The 17,118-nt window shown below is 68.7% G+C and carries 19 protein-coding genes; 7 read left to right on the forward strand and 12 right to left on the reverse strand.

Annotation, left to right across the window (positions count from 1 at the left end; translation table 11 throughout):
* Window positions 1–55: 55 nt before the first annotated feature.
* The 9 genes from ACRDPS_RS13400 to ACRDPS_RS13440 form a co-directional block, all read right to left on the reverse strand.
* Window positions 56–847, reverse strand: a complete 792-nt coding sequence (locus ACRDPS_RS13400; protein ID WP_431502138.1) for a type 1 glutamine amidotransferase — start codon at window positions 845–847, stop codon at window positions 56–58.
* 96 nt (window positions 848–943) lie between these two features.
* On the reverse strand, window positions 944–2,281 hold the full coding sequence (gene glnA, locus ACRDPS_RS13405) for a type I glutamate--ammonia ligase (RefSeq protein WP_431502139.1): 1,338 nt from the start codon (window positions 2,279–2,281) through the stop codon (window positions 944–946).
* A gap of 62 nt (window positions 2,282–2,343) precedes the next feature.
* Window positions 2,344–2,535, reverse strand: coding sequence for a hypothetical protein (locus ACRDPS_RS13410; protein WP_431502140.1), 192 nt, complete (start codon window positions 2,533–2,535; stop codon window positions 2,344–2,346).
* Between the two features lie 131 nt (window positions 2,536–2,666).
* Complete coding sequence (locus ACRDPS_RS13415; protein ID WP_431502141.1) at window positions 2,667–3,416, reverse strand: hypothetical protein; 750 nt, start codon at window positions 3,414–3,416, stop codon at window positions 2,667–2,669.
* Window positions 3,413–4,048 (reverse strand): SatD family protein, encoded by a 636-nt coding sequence (locus tag ACRDPS_RS13420; RefSeq protein ID WP_431502142.1) that lies wholly within the window; start codon window positions 4,046–4,048, stop codon window positions 3,413–3,415. Before ACRDPS_RS13420 ends, ACRDPS_RS13415 begins: the two co-directional genes overlap by 4 nt.
* Before the next feature lie 141 nt (window positions 4,049–4,189).
* Entirely contained in the window at window positions 4,190–4,984 is a 795-nt protein-coding gene (locus ACRDPS_RS13425; RefSeq protein WP_431502143.1) for a MerR family transcriptional regulator, read from the reverse strand.
* A 54-nt stretch (window positions 4,985–5,038) separates the two neighbouring features.
* Window positions 5,039–7,063: an NAD(+) synthase gene (locus ACRDPS_RS13430; protein ID WP_431502144.1), complete on the reverse strand. Its 2,025-nt coding sequence runs from the start codon at window positions 7,061–7,063 to the stop codon at window positions 5,039–5,041.
* A 196-nt stretch (window positions 7,064–7,259) separates the two neighbouring features.
* Window positions 7,260–7,841, reverse strand: coding sequence for a GNAT family N-acetyltransferase (locus ACRDPS_RS13435; RefSeq protein WP_431502145.1), 582 nt, complete (start codon window positions 7,839–7,841; stop codon window positions 7,260–7,262).
* A gap of 152 nt (window positions 7,842–7,993) precedes the next feature.
* The gene (locus ACRDPS_RS13440) at window positions 7,994–8,482 is read right to left on the reverse strand and encodes an N-acetyltransferase family protein (protein ID WP_431502146.1); all 489 of its coding nucleotides are present in this window, start codon (window positions 8,480–8,482) and stop codon (window positions 7,994–7,996) included.
* A gap of 54 nt (window positions 8,483–8,536) precedes the next feature.
* On the opposite strand from ACRDPS_RS13440, the gene ACRDPS_RS13445 reads away from it, so the two are divergent.
* The 3 genes from ACRDPS_RS13445 (at window position 8,537) to panB (ending at window position 10,885) form a co-directional block, all read left to right on the forward strand.
* A complete protein-coding gene (locus ACRDPS_RS13445) occupies window positions 8,537–9,073 on the forward strand; it encodes a GNAT family N-acetyltransferase (protein WP_431502147.1) in 537 nt (178 codons plus the stop codon).
* Complete coding sequence (locus tag ACRDPS_RS13450) at window positions 9,070–9,921, forward strand: hypothetical protein (RefSeq protein ID WP_431502148.1); 852 nt, start codon at window positions 9,070–9,072, stop codon at window positions 9,919–9,921. Before ACRDPS_RS13445 ends, ACRDPS_RS13450 begins: the two co-directional genes overlap by 4 nt.
* Before the next feature lie 94 nt (window positions 9,922–10,015).
* Window positions 10,016–10,885 (forward strand): 3-methyl-2-oxobutanoate hydroxymethyltransferase, encoded by an 870-nt coding sequence (gene panB / locus ACRDPS_RS13455; RefSeq protein ID WP_431502149.1) that lies wholly within the window; start codon window positions 10,016–10,018, stop codon window positions 10,883–10,885.
* Between the two features lie 21 nt (window positions 10,886–10,906).
* On the opposite strand, the gene ACRDPS_RS13460 is transcribed toward panB, so the two are convergent.
* Both ACRDPS_RS13460 and ACRDPS_RS13465 read right to left on the reverse strand, forming a co-directional pair.
* Window positions 10,907–11,842, reverse strand: a complete 936-nt coding sequence (locus tag ACRDPS_RS13460) for a hypothetical protein (RefSeq protein ID WP_431502150.1) — start codon at window positions 11,840–11,842, stop codon at window positions 10,907–10,909.
* A gap of 141 nt (window positions 11,843–11,983) precedes the next feature.
* A complete protein-coding gene (locus ACRDPS_RS13465) occupies window positions 11,984–12,634 on the reverse strand; it encodes an ion channel (RefSeq protein ID WP_431502151.1) in 651 nt (216 codons plus the stop codon).
* A 143-nt stretch (window positions 12,635–12,777) separates the two neighbouring features.
* On the opposite strand from ACRDPS_RS13465, the gene ACRDPS_RS13470 reads away from it, so the two are divergent.
* On the forward strand, window positions 12,778–14,007 hold the full coding sequence (locus ACRDPS_RS13470; protein ID WP_431502152.1) for a PQQ-dependent sugar dehydrogenase: 1,230 nt from the start codon (window positions 12,778–12,780) through the stop codon (window positions 14,005–14,007).
* Window positions 14,008–14,028: 21 nt separating this feature from the next.
* On the opposite strand, the gene ACRDPS_RS13475 is transcribed toward ACRDPS_RS13470, so the two are convergent.
* Window positions 14,029–14,238 carry a hypothetical protein gene (locus ACRDPS_RS13475; RefSeq protein WP_431502153.1) on the reverse strand — a complete coding sequence of 70 codons (210 nt, stop codon included), beginning with the start codon at window positions 14,236–14,238 and terminating at the stop codon, window positions 14,029–14,031.
* Between the two features lie 121 nt (window positions 14,239–14,359).
* Between ACRDPS_RS13475 and ACRDPS_RS13480 the strand changes: the two genes are divergently transcribed.
* From ACRDPS_RS13480 to ACRDPS_RS13490, 3 genes are all read left to right on the forward strand, one after another.
* Complete coding sequence (locus ACRDPS_RS13480) at window positions 14,360–15,862, forward strand: circularly permuted type 2 ATP-grasp protein (RefSeq protein ID WP_431502154.1); 1,503 nt, start codon at window positions 14,360–14,362, stop codon at window positions 15,860–15,862.
* The gene (locus ACRDPS_RS13485) at window positions 15,862–16,791 is read left to right on the forward strand and encodes an alpha-E domain-containing protein (protein ID WP_431502155.1); all 930 of its coding nucleotides are present in this window, start codon (window positions 15,862–15,864) and stop codon (window positions 16,789–16,791) included. The genes ACRDPS_RS13480 and ACRDPS_RS13485 overlap by 1 nt, the downstream gene beginning before the upstream one ends.
* Window positions 16,792–16,804: 13 nt before the next feature.
* Window positions 16,805–17,118, forward strand: a 314-nt coding sequence (locus tag ACRDPS_RS13490; protein ID WP_431502156.1) for a transglutaminase N-terminal domain-containing protein, incomplete at its 3' end; no start/stop codon positions are given.

Here is a 17,118-nt window from a genome sequence, read left to right on the forward strand (position 1 = left end):
AGGCTCAGAGATCGCGCGGACCGGGCGCCGTAGCAGGCGCCCTACCTGCGATCTCTTACGCGCTCCAGGGGCGAGGAGTCGGGATAACGCCTCCACGGGTGCCGCCAGGGGCGACGGCGGCGCTGCGCTCGCGGACCAGCCGCGCGAATCCGAAGGCCAGCGGCTGCCACGTCTTGATCAGCTCGTTCTCGGCGAAGGTGGCCGCCGCGACGACGTCCTCGATGCTGCGCCCGATGCGCTCGAGCTCGTCGCCGGAGTCGCCGGCCCAGCCCGCGACCGCCGCGGCATCGACCTCGGGGTGGAACTGCACGCCCCACACGGTCGGGGCGAACCGGGCCGCCTGGACCTGTCCGTCGATCGAGCTGGCGAGCTTGACCGTGCCCTCGGGCAGCTCACCGACGACGTCCTGGTGCCAGTGCATGGCGCGGTCGTCGCCCGCGAGCAGGCGCATCAGCGGGTCGAAGAGCACCTCGGGCTCCCAGGTGACCTGACGTACGCCGACGGCCAGCCCGAACGGGCTGCGCTCGACGGTGCCGCCCAGTGCCATCGCCGCGAGCTGATGTCCCAGGCAGATGCCGAGGGTCGGGATGCCCGCCTCGGCAGCGGTCACGATCCGGTCGCGGGTGATCTCGAGCCAGGGGTGCTCACGGTCGGAGTCGGCGTCCATCGCGCCGCCCATGACCAGCAGGCCGGAGTAGGAGGCGTCGAGCGAGGACAATGGCGGGATCGGTTCGGCGTACGCCCGGCAGACATCGACACACATGCCCGCCTCGGTCAGCCAATGACCGAACAGCGCCGGCGGATTTGTCTCCTCGTGCTGGATGACAAGCACTCGGGGATGACTCACGACATCACTCCCACTCTCCCGTTCGATCCAGTGTCGCAGCAGCGGATCGGAAGTGTGGAATCGGGCTGGAGTTTCCCTGGCAACCACTTAGGGCGCTCAGATGACCGGCAGCATCCGGGAGCGCTCGTAGGCGGTGACCTGCTCGCGGTAGGAGGCCCACTCGGCGCGCTTGTTGCGCAGGAAGAAGTCGAAGACGTGCTCCCCGAGGGTCTCGGCGAGCAGCTCGGAGTCCTCGGCCATCCCGATCGCCTCGTCGAGGTTCTCGGGCAGCGGGTCGATGCCCAGGCTCTTGCGCTCGCGCTCGGTCAACGCCCACACGTCGTCCTCGGCCTCACGAGGAAGGTCGTAGCCCTCCTCGATGCCCTTCATGCCCGCCGCCAGGATCACCGCGAACGCCAGGTAGGGGTTGCAGGCGGCATCGAGGGTCCGCACCTCGATGCGCGTGGACTGCCCCTTGAGCGGCTTGTACATCGGCACCCGGACCAGAGCGGAGCGGTTGTTGTGGCCCCAGGCGACGTGTGCGGGTGCCTCTCCCCCGCCGATCAGCCGCTTGTAGGAGTTGACCCACTGGTTGGTGACCGCGGTGATCTCGCCGGAGTGGCGTAGGACCCCTCCTATGAAGCTGCGGCCGGTCTTGGAGAGCAGATACTCCGCGCCCGGCTCGTAGAAGGCGTTGGCATCGCCCTCGAACAGGCTCACGTGGGTGTGCATGCCCGAGCCCGGGTGGTCGGTGAACGGCTTGGGCATGAAGCTCGCCCAGATCCCCTGGCTCAACGCGACCTCGCGGATGACGGTGCGGAAGGTCATGATGTTGTCCGCGGTGCTCAGCGCGTCGGCGTAGCGCAGGTCGATCTCGTTCTGACCCGGGCCGCCCTCGTGGTGGCTGTACTCCACCGAGATCCCCATGGCCTCCAGCATCGTGATCGCCTCACGCCGGAAGTCGGCGCCCATCGACTGGGCGGTGTGGTCGAAGTAGCCGCTGGAGTCGACCGGGGTCGGCTCGCTGCCGTCCCTCGGGTTGTCCTTGAAGAGGTAGAACTCGATCTCGGGGTGGGTGTAGAAGGTGAAGCCCTTCTCCGCGGCGTTGGACAGAGTGCGCTTTAGCACGTAGCGCGGGTCGGCGTAGGACGGAGACCCGTCGGGCATCACGATGTCGCAGAACATCCTGCCCGTGGAAGGGCCGTCCGTACGCCACGGCAGGATCTGGAACGTGCTCGGATCCGGCAGGGCGAGCATGTCGGCCTCGGTCACCCGGGCGAACCCCTCGATCGCGCTGCCGTCGAACCCGATGCCCTCCGCGAAGGCGCTCTCGAGCTCGGCCGGGGCCACCGCGACCGACTTCAGATAGCCGAGCACGTCGGTGAACCACAGCCGTACGAAACGTACGTCCCGCTCTTCGAGCGACCGGAGCACGAAGTCCTGTTGCTTGCCCATGCTGTGAACCCTAACGGTCCTTCGTTACAGCCGGACTCCCCCGCGCTCTGTCGAGACCGGGGTCAGCCGCGGGGGCCCCTGAACATCGAGATCACCAGCGCCACGCCGAAGCCCGCCAACGCGGCTCCGAGGACCGACCAGGCGGTGCTCGTGCCGCCGCCACCGAGATAGCCCATGCCGGTCAGCGCCAGCGCTCCTCCGGCCAGGAGGAGCACGGCGGCCACCAGGAGGCCGAGAGCCTTACCCACAGTCATGACAGCGCAATCTACGACACTGCCGGTGGTCGAGCTTGTCGAGCGGTGTATCGAGCCTGTCGAGGTGCGGGGTATCGAGCCTGTCGAGATGCGGTGTATCGAGCCTGTCGAGGTGACCTCCCCGATGCGGCTCAGGTGACGACCAGGGCGAGGGTCACCAGCGCGGTCATCCAGGACACGAAGCTGCCGACCAGGAAGTATTCGGTCACGTCGTTGATGCTCGGGCCATCGCTGTCGCCGCGGAACGACTGCAGCTCCGGCCAGCGGATCAGGCCCTTGGCCGCGACCACCAGACCCGCCGCGGCGATGCTGCCGGTGAGACCGAGCCCGAAGATCGTCAGCCGTTCGAGCGGACCGAGCAGCTTGCCGCCCTTGAGGTTGTTGCCGGCGACCCCGTCCAGGGGGTTGGACACCTTGGCGACGTCGAGGACGAGCTGGACCACGACGTTGCCGGTGGAGACCTGGACCAGCAGGCCCCCGAAGGCGAGCAGCACCGCCTCCGGACGCGCCGCCTCGACCCAGGCCCACGGCGCCTGGCTCGCCCAGGACGCGACCGGCCCGGCGACCTTGCCGGCCACGGGGGCCAGCAGGATCCCGACGAAGACTGCCCCGCTCAGCAGCGCCAGCGGGAGGCCCGGACGTGCGTTTCTGTCCGATCCCTGTGACGGGTGGGCCAGGAAGCCCCAGACCACCGCGATCCCGGCGACGACGATCACCGCGGCCAGGTCACCCCCGAAGAGGGCCGAGAGCAGTCCGAAGCCGATCACGACCACCGCCCCGATCGCCTCGGGCACCCAGCGGATCCTCCTGAGCGGGTCGATGAGCGCATGGGCGAAGTCGACCGTCCCGACCCCGATCAGGAGCAACGCGATCCAGCTCATCGGACTGTTCCCAGCAGCTCGTCGGCACGCACGATCGCGGCGATGCCATCGCGGCGGATGCGCTGGGAGACCGCGGAAGGGGTGATGTCGAGCTCGGCGGCGATGGCCTTCTGGGTCATGGCGGAGAGCATGCCAGAAAGCACCGACACCGAGGACCGGTCCAGACGGGAGAAGAGCTCGTCGCGCGCGACCAGCGCCGCATTGACCGCCGACGGATCCGGTCCGTGTCCTTCCTCGGCAGGCGAGTACCAGGTCCGTACGCTGCGTGAGGCTGCCCTGTTCTCGGCGTGCTCCGCCGCTTCGATGGCCGCCCGCGCGGACCACCAGCCGGGCCCGTCCTCCACCCGCGGTTCCTCGCGGAGCACCCGCGTCGTCCCCCAGCTGATCCCGTGGCGTACGTCCACCACCGAGTCCAACGCGATCCGCAACCGGAACGCGGCCTGGATCGCCGCTCCGACGGTCGCGAACGCGCCCTGGAACTCGTCACCGACGGTTATCCGCAGCGACGTGACCGGCTGCCACTCCTGGTTGATCACCTCGATGGCGCCGGAGAACGCCTCGTGGACTTCAGCGCGGTCGGACTTGCCGCGCGATCCCACGAGGTCACCGATCACAGTTGCCACTCGAGTCATATGAAGACTATACCTTCATCTGTCAATATTGAAGCTAATGCCTTCACTTTGCCGGAAGGAAGGTGATGGCTTCACCAGGGTTACACCTCGACCCTGTGGAGCGCTATACGCACCGGGTACGTATGGCGCTCCACGGGGTGCCTACTTCACCGGCTGCTGCAGCTCGGTGACCCAGGCATCGGGGTCGTCCGGCATCTCGAGGTAGACCTCGCGGCACGGGCCCGCGAACTCGAGGGCGGAGTCGGTGACGTGGCGGGCGAGCTCCTGCCAGGCATCGCCGATCCTTGTCATCGGGCCCCGGTAGATCGCCGTGACGGCTCGGTCGTACGCCGGCAGTGCTCCGACCTCGAGGCCGTCGACGGGCTTGCCGCCGAGGTCGGCACCGGCGCCGAAGGTCATCCCGTCGCCGACCGCGTCGTACCAGCCGATCGCCGGACCGGACGGCTCGATCCCGGCGGCCGCGAACGTGTCGTAGACGCGCCCGAAGAGCGGGCCGACGCGTTGTCCGACGTCGGCGATCTCGTCGACCCGGTCGGTGAGCTGGGTCAGCGTGAGGGCCGCGAGCGGCTTCTCGGTGTAGGTGAGGGTGGACATGGCATCTCCTTCCAACAGTCGAAGACGTCGCTCCACCTCGTCGAGGCGCCGGCCGTCGGCCTCGATCTGCGAGCGCAGCTCGTCGCGGCGCCGGTACAGCAGCGCGGCGAGCTCGGCCGGCGTACGGCCCTCGTCGAGCAGGTCACCGACCTCCTCGAGCGAGAATCCCAGCGACCTGAACGCGACCAGTGCGTCGGCCCGGGCCAGCAGCGACGGTTCGTAGAACCGGTAGCCGCTGTGCGGATCGACATAGGACGGCGAGAGCAGACCGAGGGTGTCGTAGTGCCTCAGCATGCGCACCGACACCCCGGCGAATCTTGCGAAGTCTCCGATACTCAACATGACCCGATCAGCCCATCGCCTGACACTGTGTGAGGGTCAACTGCTCGGCCCGGACTACTCCGCCGGAACCCGTGCTTCGATCTCGGCGAGCCAGGCTGCCGGGGAGGCGTCCGAGGGCATCCGCCAGTCGCCGCGGGGTGACATGGTGCCGCCGTTGTGGACCTTGGGCCCGTTGGGCAGCGCGCTCCGCTTGAACTGGTTGGCGAAGAAGCGCCTCACGAAGACCTCGAGCCAGGCGCGGATCTCCTTCATCTCGTACGAGGTCCGCTTCTTCTCCGGGAACCCCGGCGGCCATTCGCCGGCCTCGACGTCGTGCCAGGCGTTCCAGGCGAGGAAGGCGATCTTGGAGGGCGTGAACCCGTTGCGCACGGTGTGGAAGAGGGTGAAGTCCTGCAGGGCGTACGGACCGATCTTCTGCTCCGTCGACTGCAGCTCCTCCCCCGGCACGAGCTCGGGTGAGATCTCCTGGTCGAGGATCTCCTGGAGCACCACGTCGGCGGTGCCGTCGAACTGCTCGGTGGTGATGACCCAGCGGATCAGGTGCTGGATCAGGGTCTTCGGCACGCCCGCGTTGACGTTGTAGTGCGACATCTGGTCGCCGATACCGTACGTCGCCCAGCCGAGCGCCAGCTCGGAGAGGTCGCCGGTGCCGAGGACCATGCCGCCGCGTTGGTTCGCCAGCCGGAAGAGGTAGTCGTAGCGCATGCCGGCCTGGACGTTCTCGAACGTGACGTCGTAGACCGGCTCGCCCTCGCTGAACGGGTGTCCGATGTCCTTCAGGAGCTGGATACACGCGGGGCGGATGTCAATGGTCTCGGAAGTCACCCCGAGCGCCTCCATCAGCTGGAGCGCGTTGGACTTGGTGTCGTCGGAGGTCGCGAAGCCGGGCATCGTGAACGCCAGGATGTCGCTCGCCGGCCGGCCGAGCCGCTCCATCGCCTTGGCAGCCACGATCAGCGCGTGGGTGGAGTCGAGCCCGCCGGAGACGCCGATGACGATCTTGGTGTCCGGGCCAATCGACTGCAGCCGCTTCTCGAGCCCGGAGACCTGGATGTTGTACGCCTCGTAGCACTCCTGCGCGAGCTTGTCGGGGTCGTCGGGTACGAACGGGAACCGGTCCACCTTGCGCCGCAGGCCGTCGCCGGTCAGCGGCGGGCTGAGCTCGAACTCGATCTCGGAGTGGAAGGTGCCCTCGGCCCGCCGGTTGTCGTCGAAGGTGCCCTGCCGGATCCGCTCGGCGCGGATCCGCTCCAGGTCGACGTCCACGACGGTCTTTCTGGGGCCGTCGGGGAATCGCTCGGTCTCCCCGAGGAGCTCGCCGAGCTCGTACGCCATCGTCTGCCCGTCCCACGACAGGTCGGTCGTCGACTCGCCCTGGCCGGCGGCGGTGTAGACGTACGCCGCGTTGCACCGGGCGCTCGCCGACTGCACCAGGAGGCGCCGCGAGTCGGCCCGGCCGACCGTGATCGGGCTCGCGGAGAGGTTGAGCAGCACGGTCGCTCCGGCAAGCGCCGCCTTGGCCGACGGGGGCACCGGGACCCACATGTCCTCGCAGATCTCGACGTGGAAGACCAGATCCTTGACGTCGGTGCACCGGAAGAGCAGCTCGTTGCTGAGCGGCACCTCCTCGCCGCCGAGCATGATGGTGCCGTCGGCGCCGTGGCCCGAGCCGTACCAGCGCTTCTCGTAGAACTCGCGATAGGTCGGCAGGTAGGTCTTGGGCACCACGCCGAGCACCTCGCCGCCGTGGATCACGACCGCGGTGTTGAGGACCCGGTCGCCGTGGCGCAGCGGCGCGCCGACGACGATCACCGACAGCAGCTCCTCGGAGGCCACCACGATCGCGCTGATCGCGGCGTGCACCGCGTCGAGAAGAGTCCGCTGCAGGACGAGGTCATCGAGCGAGTAGCCGGAGAGGCACAGCTCCGGGAAGACCGCGACCGCCACCCCCTCGTCGCTGCACTCGCGCGCCTGCGCGATCACCTCGCGTGCGTTGGCCGCCGGGTCGGCGACCGAGATCGGGATGGTGCACGCCGCGACCCGTGCGAAGCCATGGGAGTAGGCGGAGTAGAAGTCCACGCCGTCGAGTCTAGTGGCGCGTCGCGGAAGTTCCTGAACGGTTGGTGTCGTCAGGGTGTGTGCATCGCAAGGCGGCACCGCGTAGTCATATCGGGGTATTTCAAGCGGTGCCAACGCGGCGAGGCGATGTCCTGAGCCTGTCGAAGGGTGCGTGCCATGGCGGCGCGAAGCGCCCCTGAACGTCGGGGACGCGTCACTAGTGTCCCGAGCGCAGGCGGGACATGACGACGGCGTCGACGTATCCGTCGTCGTATCGGAGTGCCTCGCGCTGGACGCCCTCGACGCTGAACCCGGCCTTCTCGTACGCGCGCTTCGCGCGCGGGTTGAACGCGTACACGCACAGCTCGATCCGATTCAGTGCCGTGGTGCGGAAGGCGTGGTCGACGATCAAGCGCGTGGCCTCGGTGCCGAGGCCCCGGTTGCGGCCGGCAGGTCCGATGAGGATGCGGAAGTTCGCCGACCGGTTGTCGGTGTCGACCTCGTTGATGACCGCCTCGCCGACGAGGTTCCCGCCCTTCTGGTCGAGGATGGCGAGATCGAGGCGATCCGGCTGCTCGTTGCGCGTCGCGTACCACTCACGCAGACGCTCGTCCGGAACCGCGCTCGAGGTCTCGATCTCGTCGATGCTGTGCACCGAGCCTGTCAGCCTGACCACGTCGGGGTCAGCGAGGATCCGCGCCATCGTCTCGACATCACCATCGGCGAAGGGCCGCAGGACGACTGCGTCTCCGGTAAGCGTGGGCTTCACGGCGAACCAGCCGGCGTCTGTCTCGTTCACGGCGCTGATCATCCACGACACCGGTTCCGGGCGCATCCGGGATTCCCTAGAAACGCGTTAGGCCTCAACCGGCGCTCGAACGGCCGCGACACGCCAGAGCGTCGGCGCGTCGCGGCCGTTTTCGCGGGATTGGTGGCCGCTCCGAGACGACATCAACGCCCGCTCGCGGGCCGTTCCATCGCGATCTCCTCCGGGCCGCCGTCGATGGGGCTTTCGATCGTCCCCGTCTCGACGAAGCCGAGCCGCTCGTAGACGGCATGGGCGCGGTCGTTGCCGACGAGATGGGTGAGACGTACGGGCAGGTCGCCGGCACGGACGATCACCTCGGTCATGAGCGCGCTGCCGGCGCCGGAGCCCTGGGAGTCGGGGAGGACGTACAGCTTCCAGAGCATGAGGTGATCCTCGAAGATCGTGTAGGACGCCATGGCGACGACCTGGCCGTCGATCTGGTCGTCGACCTCGGCGACGAGGACCCGACCGTTCTCGATCGAGGGAAGCACGGTGTCGGGAACCCACCACTTGACGATGCCTTCCTCGACGTACGTCTCACCCGTGATCGGCGGGTACGTCGCCCGCCATGTCCTCACCCCGACGTCGATCACCGCGTCGAGGTCCTCCGCCGTCGCCTGTCGCACCCGCATGGATGCGACGATAACCAGGAGCGCCGACACTGTCCTTCGGTTTAGCGTCGGACCGTGCTGATCCGACGTGAACGTCTCGAGGACGTGGCCGATATCCGTGCGGTCACCGCCGCAGCCTTCTCCGGTGTGGAACATTCCGCCCCACCGGTCGAGCCCGACGGTGTCCCGGGCGAAGCGACCCTGGTGGGCTGGCTGCGCGAGGATCCGGGCTGGATCCCGGAGCTCTCGCTGGTCGCCGAGGTGGGCGGCGAGATCGTCGGCCACGTCGTGGCCACTCGCGGGACGCTCGCGGGTCGCCCCGCCCTCGGCCTCGGCCCGGTCAGCGTCTCCCCCACCCGGCAGCGCGACGGCGTCGGCTCGGCCCTGATGCACGCGACCCTCGGTGCGGCCGACGCGATGGGCGAGCCGGTCGTCGTCCTCCTCGGCTCCCCCGACTACTACAGCCGCTTCGGCTTCGTGCCTGCCTCGAGCCTCGGCATCGATGCGCCCGACCCCGCGTGGGGTAACTACTTCCAGGCACGGCCGCTGACGGCGTACGACCAGTCCGTCCGCGGCACGTTCGCCTACGCCGCGCCCTTCGATCGCCTGTGAACGAACCGCCAACCGGTGTCTCCGAGGACGACGTGCTCGCCCTCGTACGTGCCCTGTGGGATCCCGCCGTGGACCGCGTCGAGCATCTGCCGGTGGGCTTCGGAGCCTGGCACTGGCGCGCATCGGCGGCGGGCGAGCCACGTCTCTTCGTGACGTACGACCTGCCGAAGCCGGGCCGTCATACGCCGTCCACGTTGGCGAGCGCGTACGCCGGTGCCGCTGCGCTCCACGAGGCCGGACTCGAGTTCGTGGTTCCACCGGTGCGGGCGTCGGACGCGCGCTTCGCCGTTCCGGCCGGCGACGGTCTGCTGTCGGCCACCACGTGGGTGGCCGGCGAGCGCCCTGCGGTCGCCGACGGCGTACGTCCTCTTCTCGAGCGACTGCACGCGACGACCCCGCCGGCCCGGATCGCCCGCTGGCGACCGCTGGTCGGCCGGCTGTTCGCCGAACAGTTGGCCAAACGAGCTTCCGTTCCATGGGATCGGGGGCCCTTCGGAGAGCGAGCGCGAGATTCGATCCGCACGGCGCTGCCGGAGATCGCCCACTGGACGGCGAGATACCACCGGCTCGGCGCAGCCGAGGATCCCGGAGCATGGGTCACCACCCACGGCGAACCGCACGAGCGCAACCAGATCCTCACCGGGTCGGGCATCGTCCTCGTTGACTGGGAGTCGATGAAGCTGGCCCCTGCCGATCGCGACCTCCGCGCACCGGGTGGCCTCTTCGACCTGGAATGGCGCCTCGACGAGATCGACCAGTTCGCCTCCTGGTTCGCCGGATCTCACGGCGACACCGAGGACGACCGAGAGGCGATCGCCGGCCTCGAGGCCGAGCTCGACAGAGAGTGATCACCGCCACAGCGCGACGCCGTCTTCTGGACATACGCTGGTAGGAGTCCGTGGACTCCATCAGGGAGCTGCGAGATGACACCAGAAAGGCTCGATGATGAGCACGAACCCCTCTGCCGAGGAGACCGCACCGTACGGTTCCGGCGCCGCGGGCAATGCGCCCGCGAAGCCCGTGAAGAAGGTCCGCACGCATCATCTTCGCGAGATGAAGCAGCGTGGCGACAAGATCACGATGCTGACCTCCTACGACATGTACTCCGCCCAGATCTTCGACGAGGCCGGGGTCGACCTGCTGCTCGTCGGTGACTCGGCCTCCAACAACGTCCTCGGCAACGAGACGTCGCTTCCGGTGACCGTGGACGAGCTGCTCCCCTTGACCCGCGCGGTCTCGCGCAGCGTGAAGCGGGCGATGGTCGTCGGTGACCTGCCCTTCGGCTCCTACCAGGCCTCGCCGGAGCAGGGTTACCTGACCGCGGTGCGGTTCATGAAGGAGGCCGGCGCCCACTGCGTGAAGCTCGAGGGCGGCGCCGAGATGGCCCCGGTGATCAAGAAGCTGACCGAGGGCGGCATCCCGGTCATCGCCCACATCGGCTTCACCCCGCAGTCCGAGCACGTCCTCGGTGGCTACCGGGTGCAGGGCCGCGGCAACTCCGACCGGATCATCGACGACGCCAAGGCCGTCCAGGAGGCCGGCGCGTTCGCGGTCGTCATGGAGATGGTCCCCGGCGACGTCGCCGCGCAGATCAGCAAGGAGCTGGAGATCCCCACGATCGGGATCGGCGCCGGCCCGGACTGCGACGGCCAGGTGCTGGTCTGGCAGGACGCCTTCGGGATGCGTGAGGGCAAGATGGCCCGCTTCGTGAAGCAGTACGCCGACGTGAAGTCGGTCCTGTCTGAGGGCGCCGGCGCCTACATCGCCGACGTCAAGGGCTCGACCTTCCCCGGCCCCGAGCACACCTTCTGAGGATCTGCTCCAACGAAGTGGTCAATTTGGGCCGTCCGCCGGCTCAGCGTCGGGCCCATTTTGACCACTTCTCGGGTCCTGTTCCCACAGGGATCCGCGCCAGAGGGCGTACCAGGCGTCCAGGCGGGTCGGGTCGTAGGTTCGGCCGAGCGCTTCGTCGGCCTCCCGCAAGATCATCGCGGCACGGAATCGGACGTCCGGTGCGACGTAGCCATGCCGTACGTAGGCCGCGTCGGCGAGCCGCGAGTCTCGTCGGCGGTCGCGGGCGTACTGACCTCGGTCCCGGTGCACCGCTCCGTCGTACTCCTGCAGGGTTCTGGTCCCGATGATCAGCAGGTCGGCTCGAGCCACGAAGCGACCGCTGTCGTCGAACAGCTCGGCCTGAGGCTCCACCGGCACTTCGCACGCCAGATGCAGCATCCGAAGCAACGACTCCCACGGCGACTCCGATCTGCCATCGGCGAGGGTGAGCGCCTCGCGCAACCGCGGCCCGCCACGGCTGCCCCGGGCCATCTCCTCCAGATCCTCACGGGTGCAACCCCGCTGATGCAGTACGCCGTCGACCAGCACGATCAGGTCCAGCAGACTGAGACGCCGGGCCGCGGCAAGCACGGTCTCTGGAACCGTCGCGATCCGTATCCCGTCGATCCCGTGGCTGTGTGGCGGCAGCAGCTGACGCGTCACCTCGACCTGGGGTCGACGCACCCGTACCCCACTCGGGAGTGATACCTCGACTGGGCGATCCGGTGACAGGGGCGGCAGCCAGAGCTCGTACGCCTCTGCGGCGGTCGTTCCGGTGAAGATCGTGCCGTCGGGCAGGCGCTCGGCCCACGCTCGCATGCGAGCCCACACCGGATCGGTCTCGGCGAGTTGCTTGGGGAGCCGCACCCCGGCCCCGAGGCTCACCCAGCGGCCGCTGCGTCGCCGCGGCGCCCGCCTTTCCGTTGTCTTCCCCATGCGCCCACGGTGCATCGGCAGGACTTCTACGGCCACCGCAATTGGGCGGGCCTGTGGATAACCCGCGTCGCGAATGGTCGATCTGGGCTCGTCCGGTGGCAGAGGTCGGGCCCAGATCGACCAACTCGTCCTGTTCGTCCGCTAGCCGCGTCGAGCCCTGGCGGCCGCCAGGCCAACCAGGCGGGCGACCACCAGGGCGACGTAGAAGACGCCGCCGACCTGCTCGATCATCACGACCGATCGGGCGTTGGGGAGCACGGGGACGATGTCGGAGAGGCCGACCGAGGTCAGGGTCGTGAACGAGAGATAGAGCAGGTCGAACCACTGCCGGTGGTCGCCGAAGGAGCCGGGCCAGATCACCTGCACCGCTGCGTACAGGTAGGCGAACGCCCAGGCCACGACGGTGAACGCCGCCCCGGTCGCGTAGAGCTCATCGCGGGTCACGACGTCGTCGTGGAACAGATAGCGGATCAACGCGTAGGAGACGAAGAGGTAGAACGGCACGTGGAAGAAGGCCGAGGTCAGCACGACCCAGCCCTCGTTGGGCGCGACCGACTCCCACACCGCGAAGATCGTCGCCGGGCCGCCGAAGATGACGGCCGCCCAGGAGAAGGCGGGAGTGAGACGTACGGCCGCGACCGCCGTCAGCAGGAGCAGCAACTGCATCACGCCGAGCACTGCCCGGCCGGCGGTGGAGACGTCGAGGAACGGGTAGGCCAGGATCGCCACGACCTGCCCGAGGAGCAGTACCGCGGAGGGGTGGTTGCGCATCGCCCTGATCACGTTCGTCACAAGCGCACACCCTAAGACGTGGCCGATGTCGGTTGCCGCACCCGCGCCCGGCGGGATACGACGGGACGTTCTGGTCGGCTACCGTTGGGTAAAACGACGCAAACGTCCCGTCGTACCTTTCGGCGCCCAGTAGCGTCGGCCTCATGCGCGCCGTCCCCGCCCTCGCCTCCGCGATCATTCTCGGGCTCTCGACCGCGGCCTGCGCCGGCAGCTCCTCTCCCGCCACCACTCCGCCACCGCTGAACCCGTCCGGTTCGGCCAGCGCGAACGCCTCCGCGAGCGCTCCGTCTTCGTCGTCCACTCCCCCGGCCGTGCTCCCGACCTCCGACCGAGTGCCGAAGCTCGACGTCGAGGTGGTCAACGACGAGCTCGACCACCCGTGGGACGTCGCCGACCTCGGCGAGGGGCGGTTCCTGCTCACCGAGCGCGAGCGGGCGGTGCTGTCGCTGGTCGAGAACGGCCAACGCCGCGAGATCCCGCTCGAGGACAACGACATCTGGGTCTCCGGCGAGACGGGCCTGATGGGCCTCGAGATCGATCCCGGATTCGCCGAGAACCGACGGATCTACACCTGTCAGGGGTGGAACGGAGGTGAGGACGTACGCGTCATCTCCTGGACCCTCGACGCCGGACTCACTCGCGCCACCCAGGAGCGGACCCTGCTCGACGGCTTCCCCACCAGCTCCGGACGTCATGGTGGTTGCCGGCTGCTGATCAGCGCCGACGGGGCGCTGTGGGTCGGCACCGGGGACGCGGCCAACGAGGAGAACCCGCGCAGCCTCAAATCCTTCGGCGGCAAGACGCTCCGCCTCGACCCGAAGACCGGCAAGCCGTGGCCGGGCAACCCGTGGGCCGGCGACGAGGGTCCGCGCCGCTACATCACCTCGTTCGGCCACCGCAACGTACAGGGGCTCGCCCAGCGGGCCGACGGCACCATCTGGGGCATCGAGCACGGCACCGACCGCGACGACGAGGTCAACCAGATCACCCTCGGCGGCGACTACGGCTACAACCCGGGTTCCGGCTATGACGAGTCGGTGCCGATGACCGACCAGGACCTGCCCGGCAAGCAGATCGAGGCCAAGTGGGACTCCGGCAACCCGACCGTTGCCACCGGCGGCGGCAGCTTCATCCCGGTCCAGGAACGGTGGGGCGCCTACGGCGGGGCGCTCGCGGTCGCGGTGCTCAAGGACTCCGAGCTGCGGATCCTCTCCTTCGCCAAGTCGGGGAAGCTCACCGAGGACCGCTCGCCCGAGGTAATGCGAGGCTACGGGCGGCTGCGTACGGTCTCGGTGGCCTCCGACGGCGACCTGCTCGTCACCACCGACAACGGCGGCGGCGAGGATCTTCTCCTGCGAGTCACCCCGCGCTGAGGCTCACCGCGCGCCGAGAAGCTACTTGTCCTCGACGCCCGCGTCGCCCTCCCAGGCCTTGTCTTCCTTGTCCCAGCGCTCGTTGTTCTCCTCGACCGTGTCGAGTGCCCGGGAGGCCTCGGCGTGGGAGGCGTAGGGACCGAGGCGGTCCTTGGCCTTGCAGCCTTCGTAGGGCTCGACGGTCTTGTGCTTGAGGCAGTAGTAGTACTCGCCTGCGTGCTCGTCGCTCATGTCAGCCAACCTACCTGCGCGGCCGCCCGGATGTGACCCACATCTTCGGGGCGCCCATCTTTCGGGCGGGCGGTCGCGTGGGGCAACAGCGCCGTGACACGGATTTCAGTAGGTTGCGTTCATGAGCCAGATGTTCGATGCCTACGTCACTCGGGATCCGGCCTACGACGAGATGTTCGTCGGCAACGAGCTGAGGCCTCCCTACCAACGGCTCGGCGACTCGTTGCGCAGGCTCAGCGCATCCGAGCTGGTCAGCCGGGTCGAGGCGATGCAGGCCAGCTATCTCGACCAGGGCGTCACCTTCGACATCGGCGGTGAGGAACGGGCCTTCCCGCTCGACATCGTGCCGCGGGTCATCGAGCGGGACGCCTGGACGACGATCGACCAGGGCGTCCAGCAACGGGTCGCGGCGCTGGAGATGTTCCTCGCCGACATCTACGACGAGGGCAAGATCTTCGAGGACGGGGTGATCCCGCGCGAGGTGATCACCACCTCCAGCCACTATCACCGCGCTGCCGCAGGAGTGCACCCGCCCAACGGCGTACGCATCCAGGTCTCCGGCATCGACCTGGTCCGTGACAACCTCGGCGAGTTCCGGGTGCTGGAGGACAACGTCCGGGTCCCGTCGGGAGTCTCGTACGTCATGACCAACCGCCGCGCGATCTCGGCCGCTCTCCCGGAGACCATCGCCGAGCACCGGATCCGGCCGGTCGCCAACTACCCGCAGAAGCTGCTCGCCGCGCTGCGGGCGGCCGCGCCGGCCGGTGTCGCCGACCCGACGGTGGTGGTGCTGACCCCGGGCGTCTACAACGGCGCCTACTTCGAGCATGCCCTGCTGGCGCGCACGATGGGGGTCGAGCTCGTCGAGGGGCGTGACCTGGTCTGCCGCAACGGACAGGTGCTGATGCGTACGACCAAGGGGCTCGCGCCGGTCCACGTCATCTATCGCCGCATCGACGACGAGTTCCTCGACCCGGTGCACTTCCGGCCCGACTCGATGCTCGGCTGCGTGGGGCTCATCGACGCCGCCCGGACGGGCAACGTGACCCTGGCCAACGCGGTCGGCAACGGGGTCGCCGACGACAAGCTGGTCTACACCTACCTGCCCGACATCATCCGCTACTACCTCGGCGAGGACCCGGTCATCCGCAACGTCGACACCTGGCGGATGGGCGATGCTTCATCGCGCGAGGAAGTCCTCGACCGGCTCGACGAGCTCGTGCTCAAGCCCGTCGACGGCTCCGGCGGCAAGGGGATCGTGATCGGACCGGCCGCCTCCGCCCGCGAGCTGGAGTCGTTGCGGGGCAGGATCCTGGAGGACCCCCGCTCCTGGATCGCGCAACCGGTGGTGCAGCTCTCCACGGTCCCGACCTTCCTCGATGCCGATGCTGCCGCAGGCGGAGGACACAGTCTCGGGGCGCGGCATGTGGACCTGAGGCCGTTCGCGGTCAATGATGGCCACAAGGTCTGGGTTCTTCCCGGTGGCCTGACTCGGGTGGCGCTCGCAGAGGGCGAGCTGATCGTGAACAGCTCCCGTGGCGGCGGCTCGAAGGACACCTGGGTGCTCGCCGGACCTACGTCGTCCCGACCGGCCGTTCGGGGTCAAACGCAGGGGGTTGCGTAATGCTTAGCCGCATCGCTGAGTCGATGTTCTGGATCGGACGCTATGTCGAACGTGCCGAGGACACCGCGCGCATCCTCGACGTACAGACCCAGCACATCCTCGAGGACGCCGCCACCGATGAGGAGACCGCCTGCCGCTCGCTGCTCGCGGTGATGGGCATCGAGCCTGCCGAGGACGAGAAGGTCGGGCTGCCGCAGCTCCTGGACATGCTGGCGTACGACACCACCGCTCCGACCTCGATGGCCTATGCGCTCGGGGCGGCCAGGGAGTCGGCCCGAGGGGCGCGGGAGACGCTCTCGGTGCCGTTGTGGGAGGCGCTCAACACCACCTACCGGGCGATCCCGGCCGGCCAGTTCAAGCACATGCGGGCTCCGTTCGTCTTCGGCTGGGTGCGCGACCGGGTGGCCCAGATCAACGGCACCGCCGACGCCACGATGATGCGTGATGAGTCTTGGCAGTTCCTGATGCTCGGGCGCTACGTCGAGCGCGCCGACATGACCTCACGGCTGGTCGCGACCACGTCGCTGACCTCCGCCGGCGGTGCGTCCCAGTGGAACTCGACGCTGCGCGCCTGCGGTGCGTACGACGCGTTCCTGCGGGTCAACAAAGGGGTCGAGACCGAGCAGGCGGCCGCCGAGTTCCTGCTGCTGGACCGGATCTTCCCGCGGTCGGTGGTGCACGCTCTGCAGCGCGCGGAAGGGGCACTGGACACGCTCGAGGGGACGACCCGGCGCGCGGGCTTCTCCGACGAGGCCCACCGGCTGATCGGCCGGATGCGGGCGTCGCTGGAGTATCGCTCGCTCCACGATCTGCTGGCGGACCTGCCCGCCGAGATGGAGCGGCTCCAGGTCACCTGCGCCGAGGCCACCGAGGCGGTCACCAAGCGTTACTTCGCGGGTGCCGAGGCACTGGCGTGGCAGCCGGTCTGAGGAGCTGATCGAGATGAGCATGCAGTTTCGCATCGTGCACACCACGACGTTCAGGTACGACGGGCCGGCGGTCGCCTCCTACAACCAGGCGCGGCTGACGCCCCTGACCACGCCCGACCAGATCCTGGTCCACCACCGGCTCGAGGTCTCGCCCAAGCCGTGGACGTATGAGTACAAGGACTACTTCGGCAACGAGGTCACCGCGATCGAGGTGCTCGAGCCGCACCGCCTGCTGAAGGTCTCCGCCACCAGCACCGTGCAGGTCGCGCGACAGCCCGGCGCGGCGCCCGCGCTCACCTGGGGCGAGGCCGCGGAGCCCGGGGTCGC

Origin of the sequence: Nocardioides sp., assembly GCF_050699375.1 — a bacterium.
Classification (GTDB): Bacteria; Actinomycetota; Actinomycetes; order Propionibacteriales; family Nocardioidaceae; genus Nocardioides.

Excerpts from the sequence above, each read along its gene's own strand:
- glnA (WP_431502139.1), bottom strand. The coding sequence starts at position 2,281 with ATGGGCAAGCAACAGGACTTCGTGCTCCGGTCGCTCGAAGAGCGGGAC.
- ACRDPS_RS13410 (WP_431502140.1), bottom strand. The coding sequence starts at position 2,535 with ATGACTGTGGGTAAGGCTCTCGGCCTCCTGGTGGCCGCCGTGCTCCTC.
- ACRDPS_RS13415 (WP_431502141.1), bottom strand. The coding sequence starts at position 3,416 with ATGAGCTGGATCGCGTTGCTCCTGATCGGGGTCGGGACGGTCGACTTC.
- ACRDPS_RS13420 (WP_431502142.1), bottom strand. The coding sequence starts at position 4,048 with ATGACTCGAGTGGCAACTGTGATCGGTGACCTCGTGGGATCGCGCGGC.
- ACRDPS_RS13425 (WP_431502143.1), bottom strand. The coding sequence starts at position 4,984 with ATGTTGAGTATCGGAGACTTCGCAAGATTCGCCGGGGTGTCGGTGCGC.
- ACRDPS_RS13440 (WP_431502146.1), bottom strand. The coding sequence starts at position 8,482 with ATGCGGGTGCGACAGGCGACGGCGGAGGACCTCGACGCGGTGATCGAC.
- panB (WP_431502149.1), top strand. The coding sequence starts at position 10,016 with ATGATGAGCACGAACCCCTCTGCCGAGGAGACCGCACCGTACGGTTCC.
- ACRDPS_RS13460 (WP_431502150.1), bottom strand. The coding sequence starts at position 11,842 with ATGGGGAAGACAACGGAAAGGCGGGCGCCGCGGCGACGCAGCGGCCGC.
- ACRDPS_RS13470 (WP_431502152.1), top strand. The coding sequence starts at position 12,778 with ATGCGCGCCGTCCCCGCCCTCGCCTCCGCGATCATTCTCGGGCTCTCG.
- ACRDPS_RS13475 (WP_431502153.1), bottom strand. The coding sequence starts at position 14,238 with ATGAGCGACGAGCACGCAGGCGAGTACTACTACTGCCTCAAGCACAAG.
- ACRDPS_RS13480 (WP_431502154.1), top strand. The coding sequence starts at position 14,360 with ATGAGCCAGATGTTCGATGCCTACGTCACTCGGGATCCGGCCTACGAC.
- ACRDPS_RS13485 (WP_431502155.1), top strand. The coding sequence starts at position 15,862 with ATGCTTAGCCGCATCGCTGAGTCGATGTTCTGGATCGGACGCTATGTC.